Origin of the sequence: Desulforhabdus sp. TSK, from assembly GCF_022836495.1 — a bacterium.
Taxonomy (GTDB): domain Bacteria; phylum Desulfobacterota; class Syntrophobacteria; order Syntrophobacterales; family Syntrophobacteraceae; genus Desulforhabdus.
Window position 1 is genome coordinate 1 of the sequence record NZ_BQXM01000062.1, and the last position, 6,130, is coordinate 6,130.

The 6,130-nt window shown below is 48.8% G+C and carries 4 protein-coding genes; 2 read left to right on the forward strand and 2 right to left on the reverse strand.

Translation table 11 applies throughout. The features are described from left to right. The first annotated feature begins 227 nt into the window (after positions 1-227). Positions 228-1,640, forward strand: coding sequence for an IS66 family transposase (locus MWC30_RS21150; protein ID WP_244086189.1), 1,413 nt, complete (start codon positions 228-230; stop codon positions 1,638-1,640). Positions 1,641-1,658: 18 nt separating this feature from the next. Beyond that, complete coding sequence (locus tag MWC30_RS21155) at positions 1,659-2,513, forward strand: hypothetical protein (protein ID WP_244086190.1); 855 nt, start codon at positions 1,659-1,661, stop codon at positions 2,511-2,513. Between the two features lie 194 nt (positions 2,514-2,707). On the opposite strand, the gene MWC30_RS21160 is transcribed toward MWC30_RS21155, so the two are convergent. Together MWC30_RS21160 and MWC30_RS21165 are read right to left on the reverse strand one after the other, a co-directional pair. Further along, positions 2,708-5,101, reverse strand: a complete 2,394-nt coding sequence (locus tag MWC30_RS21160) for a tetratricopeptide repeat protein (RefSeq protein ID WP_244086191.1) — start codon at positions 5,099-5,101, stop codon at positions 2,708-2,710. A gap of 437 nt (positions 5,102-5,538) precedes the next feature. Next, positions 5,539-6,130: transposase (locus MWC30_RS21165; RefSeq protein ID WP_244086192.1), on the reverse strand; the 592-nt coding region annotated here is incomplete at its 5' end.

Genomic DNA, 6,130 nt, shown 5'->3' on the forward strand with positions numbered 1-6,130 from the left:
AGGATTGAATTAAAAGAATCTTGAGTGGGTGGAAAAAGGGAACGACGAGACGGGTCTATTGCCGAAAGCCGTGGCGGACGGCTTCCTCACCGCCCATTTTGGACTGAATGCTCGCCGCCGTTGATACTTTTGTACCCCTATGGACAATTGGCCATCCTTTACGTATTTTATTGTCGAGTCAGTGGCTTACCGCTTTGGTGGACAGACTTTTCAGAGAAGTTAAACCAATGAAAACGACTTCCTCCGTCATCAACCTTAATCCTGCCGTTGAACTGAAATCCGAGTATTCCTGTGAAAAACTGATAGCCATTGTGTTCCTTCTTCTGGTTTCAGTGCTTTCCGAGAACGCAGCTCTGAGAAAAAAGATCGAAGCGCTCACGGCGAAGGGCAACGAAGATTCCAAGAATTCTGACCGTCCCCCATCGACAAACAGCCCGTTCAAGAAGAAGCCCTCAGACCTGGAGAAGAAGGGGAAGCCGGGAGCAAGCAAAGGTCATCCAGGCCATCGGCAGGTCTTACTTACTCCTCAGGTTATCGTTCCTGTGAAGCCCGAGCGCTGCAAGTGCGGCAATACGCATTTTCCTGTCACCCATCCCTTTTATACCCACCAGAGTATCGAACTTCCTCCTATTCAAATGAAGGTCACCCATTTCGTTCTTCACGAAGGGACCTGCCCTCGATGCGGTAGGCTCAACAAGGCCCAGGTCCCCCATGAGCATGAGAGTGGGTATGGACCAAGGCTCACGGCCCTTATTGCCGAGATGTCGGGCTGCCATGGGAACAGTCGGGGGAGCGTTCAGACATTTTTGCGATCGGTGTTTGGACTTTCCATCAGTCGAGGGGCCATCCAGAGGGTGATCGATCGGACCTCCGAAGCCATCAAACCCTTGTATGAAGCCATAGGCCAGGTCGCCCGCCAGGCTAAGGTCAACTATGTCGACGAAACACCCTGGTTCCAAAATGGAGTATTGATGTGGTTGTGGGTGATGGTCAACCCTTCGGTGGCTTTCTTCAAAGTCCAGACCAGTCGATCCAAAGAGGCATTCAAGGCCTTGGTGGACAACTGGGCCGGAATTCTCGTGAGTGACGGTTATGGCGTCTACCGCAACTGGGTCAATGCTCAACAGGCATGCCTCGCCCATCTGATTCGCAGAGCCACGGGCTTGTCCCAAAGACATGACCCGGAGCTCGCATGGTTTGGCCGAAGAACTCTCGCTGAGCTCCAACGCCTGATCTCCTGGGCTCATGCTCCGCCGACCAAAGGGGAAGCCAGTATGTGGTATGCACGCATGGTGCATCTGATCGCCCGGTATCGAGGGCGGAAGGATGATGGGGGAAGGTTTGCCCGTCATCTACAAAAACTCATGGGCGATCTGTGGCTGTTTCTCCTCGAAGATGGGGTTGAGCCCACCAACAATCGCGCCGAGAGGACTCTGCGATTTGCCGTCATCTGGCGTAGACTCATGCAGGGGACCTCCAGCGAAAAGGGCGACCGTTGGGTTGAAAGAATCCTCTCCGTCAAAGAGACCTGCCGCCTCAAGGGAATGAGCACCTTTGATGTCCTCGTCGATGCCGTCACATGCTATTTCAAAGGACAAGCACCCGACGTATCCTGGGTTAATCAATCTGCTCAACAGTAAGCCCTCTGAACGGTTACGATGTACTGGTATCGGGCCTATATCTCCTTGGGCCGCAACTCGATTGTCGGTACGACCGTCAAAAACCCTGCTCGTCTTCCCAAGCATCTTTTGGCCGATGAAAAACACACTCGATGGAATGGTGAAAAAGCCTACGTGGCGACCACCGTCGCTTCGGAGTGCATCCTGGGAGTCTGCCTCTCGGAGAGTGCCGGGACGGAATCCCTCACCAAAAGCTACGGGCATTTCAAAGAAGAAGCCTGCAACTTGAAGCCCGATTACCAACCCGAAACCGTCGGCACCGACGGATGGGAGCACACGCAACGGGCTTGGGTGGCGCTCTTTCCCGGCATCACCCTGATCCTGTGTTTTCTTCATGCCTTCCTCAAGATCCAGGAACGGTGCAAGCGACGGATTGATCTTCTGAGAGCCATCGCGGAGAAGGTCTGGAATGCCTATCATTCCAAAACGCTTGCCCAGTTTTCCCAGCGCATCCGCAGGCTCCGGCAGTGGGGGGAAGCACTCCCTGAGGACCCGGCACGGGAAAAGCTGCTGGGGCTCTGCGACAAAGCCCCCGAGTTTAAGAAAGCCTTCTCGCACCCCGGCGCCTATCGCACCAGCAACGCCTTGGATCGTCTCATGAACTACCAGGACCGGGTACTCTACTCCATCCAGTACTTCCACGGACATGCGTCGAGCGCTCTCCTTTACCTGCGCTCCATGGCTCTCCTCTGGAACTTCCACCCCTACGGCGCAAGGGCTCGCCGTGAGGGCCTACGGGCTTCGCCTTTCGAGGAGTTCAACGGGTTCCAGTATCATTCAAACTGGCTCCAGAACATGCTCGTGGCTGGCTCCCTTGGAGGATGGAGAACATGAGCACAGAATCCGTTGGAACCAGCGGTATCAGCGAGCAAGATCTTGTCAGCAAAGAAATGGACGGTGGCGCTCATCGAGAGGCCACTCCCTCTCACAGTTCGTAAAAAACGGGGAATGCGCCCGGCTGAATTCGACTTGAATCATGGTGTGCCCCCTTCATTGGCTTTTCCCAGAAGGACGTTACACACCTCAACTCAAAAAGTCCAGCTTTTATCCGCTCGCGGTATACTTGATATGCCATGTTCAAGTTCTACAATGATATCTGATAGAATCTTTCTTTTTGGATATCCGGGGAAGAGTTCCAACGCTTTTTGAAATGCAGCAATGGCTTCATGAGGTTCATTTGCCCTCAACAAGAAAAAGCCCAACCCCAAATAAGCCTTGGCATACTGAGGATCTAGCTCTAAACTCCGCTTCGCACAATCTACGGCCTGCGCTATTTCTTCCTTTTCAAAATAGTACCAACCTTTCAATAGGTGAGCATCAGCGGCATCGGGCTTAAAGTTAGCAGAATAGTTTATTAGTTTTTCACCTATTTTCAGAAAAGGAGATAGTAACCGGTATTCACGAATCAAATAGGCCAATGCCATGCAGGCGTTAAAACGGGAATAAGGATTCTTTACATATTTATCTAAAAAACTTCCCTTGTATTCCTGAATTTGATTATGTTTATCTTCTTGAATTAGAGATTCTGACAAAGAGCGTGTTTCAAGATCATCGGGATTTTCCAAAGAAGCTTCCTGGAGTAATTTCTTAGCTTCTTCACGTTCGCCATAATTCAGAAACGCCTTTGCGATCCATGTGGTTATGGGCAAAGCCCCTGGGTCCAATTGTCCATCATCGTTCAGATCAAGACTTTTCTCCTTCGCTGCGGTCAATACCCTGACCAACATGCCTTCTATTAATTTCTTTTCATAGCTGCGGTCACCTAGCTTTTGATTATATTCCATGCCGAGAAGCGCATGAGAGTATGCTTTACTCAGTTGCCCCATTTTTCGATAGGCCTCAGCAATTTGTAGACAGAGGATTGGAAGCGCACTTAAATCACAGCCTTCGGGATGATTCGTCAAAAAATACTCCCCCTCTTCGGCGGCTTTCTCGAAATTTCCGAGACCTATTAAAGCACCGACGATTACATGAGCAGCACCGATATACTGTTCATCGTTTTCTTTTCCCAGTTCGATTGCGATTTTAGCCTCTTGTATAGCTTCCTCATATTTCTGGGCCCTTGCTAGTGCAACAGCAAAGTTGCAATGAGCTCGAGAGTTCAACGGAGCTTTGGAGACAACATCCTGATTTAAAGTCAAGAAGTCTTGCCAAGCCTCATTGCGTTGAAAGGTCAGCATACCATAACATGCAGCCACAAGGGCAAATCCACTCCAAGCCACTTTAATGAAATCAGAATTTGACATCTTTCCCAACAGCGATCGAAATAATTCAACCAATGCAATAACAAGGAAGAGATAGAATCCAATAGAAGGCAAATACAATCTATGTTCAAAAACAAGTTCCAGGCCAATAATAGTCGATTCTATGGCTAAATTTAGGAAAAACCATACAATTCCGTAGGTGAGAAGGGGAAATTTCCGTCGATATCGCAATGTCAGGTAGAAAATAAAAAACAGGAAAATGAAAGACAATAGCGTCGTTGGAGGACTCAGAAGCGACGTGGATATATCAACGTCATGTTCTATGGATAAGCGGGAAGGAACAGGCCAAATCAGTATCGTCAGGTACCAAACAACTACACGCCCTTCCGTGAGCAACCGTTCCCACATACTAAAGTTCCTGATCGCATAACCTTCTTGAAAACTAAGAAAGACCTTCACAGAGAGAATAAAACTCAGGAAGAGACACAATAGTAGGGTTATCCAACCAACTCTATGACTTTCTCTAATTCTTGCCCAAAAAGATGAGAACAATTGGGGTTGAAAAAACCAGACCTCGGTAATAAGAAGCATCACAGGGAGCATAGCCGCGTTTTGTTTCGATAAAAATGCACCGATTGTACAAAAACAAGATAGTATATAAAAAAATAGAGCCTTTGATCCACCATGATCAAAGAGGTGTTTTCTGCGAGCTAGAACATAAAACGAAACGCTCAAGATATAAAAGAAAGTTTGAATAGAGGCCATACGTTGCACAAGATAAGTAACAGCATTCGTCTGAACAGGGTTGAGTGACCACAGCCCTGCAACCCATATAGCGCAATAAACAAGGGGAATGTCCGTTAGAAAATGATCTTCTTTTCTGTTTGATTTTAGAAGTTGCGACACCAGGAAGATCACTACAAGGGAGGATAAAATATGGATGATAAAATTTGTTAAATGAAAATAAAAAATTTGCCCCCCTCCCAAACGGTGATCAAGGGCAAAAGTCATCATCGGTATCCAACGCCCCCACCCGAATTTGGTGTTGGAAAGAGAAATCAAACTGCTGGGAGACAGGTCTTTTATATAGACACTTTCATCTTCGATAAAAGAATGGTAGTCGTCCAGAATAGGAGGAGAATAAAACGTATTACAATAAGATGAAAACACTAATACAAGCATAATGCTTATAAATATGGAGGGTAGGATTTTCTGCATAGAAACACTCTCTCCTGGGGCGTCTAAAAAGGGGCAAAATCGCCCGAATTTCTTGCCCGGTTCTTGGCCCTCCTGATCCCGGAGGGATCACAGCCATTAGCCGGTGGTCGAGCCAGCAAAGGCGATACCACCGGTAGGCTGGTAGCATGATCATGCACCCTGAAGGGGTGCCAGCAAGGGCATTCTGCGACCCCTTCAGGGTCGTTTCCTTCTTTTTCATTCTTAACCGGGGGTATCGGCCTTAAGGCCTCAACCCCCGGCTAATAGCTGTGAGCCCTCCGGGCTCTGGAGGGTCAAAAAACCGGCAACAATCGAGATTCAATTTGGACGCCCTAACTCTCTCCAAAGACAAAAACTGACATTTCACTTAATGCACAAATTACTAATCAATATTTTGCTACCGGACACCTTTGGGTGTGCATAGGTTTGCTCCGTCGCTAACTACTTGTAGTTTCGGGTAAACACCAGAAGCGATAGGGAATATCGTATCCATTCTTGAGAAAGTATTTCAAAAGGCTCAGGCCGAGCTGAAAGAGGCTCAGGTCGCAGCGGTTCGAGCGGCGGATTTTCCGCCACCAGCCACCGCTCATCGCGACGGCACCGAGATAAACGATCCAGTAATAGGCCAGGCAGGCTCCGATCATCAGCCTGGAAATTCTTTCGGGGGTGGAAATGCGGCTCTTGTGGAGGTTGAATCCGCGACTTTTGGCGTCAGAGAAGAAGGTTTCAATCCGAAATCGCTTGGAATAGAAACGACAGGCTTCTTCGCCAGAGCTCAAATTGGACACGAGATAAATGGGCTCCTTGCAGTCTTTCCTCCACCAGCAGAGGGCAAGAACAGGCCCGTATTTCTTCTGCGTGAATTTGCATCCCGGAGCGTTAAAGATTTCGCCAGGGGCAGTGTGATCGCCCATGTCCTGGAATACGAAGGGCTCGTCTTCCCAATAGAGGGTAATGTTGGACGCCGTGCGGCATGCATAGTGCCATTTCCAGTTGTCGATGACAGCCTGTAGATTGATGCCGTCAAAC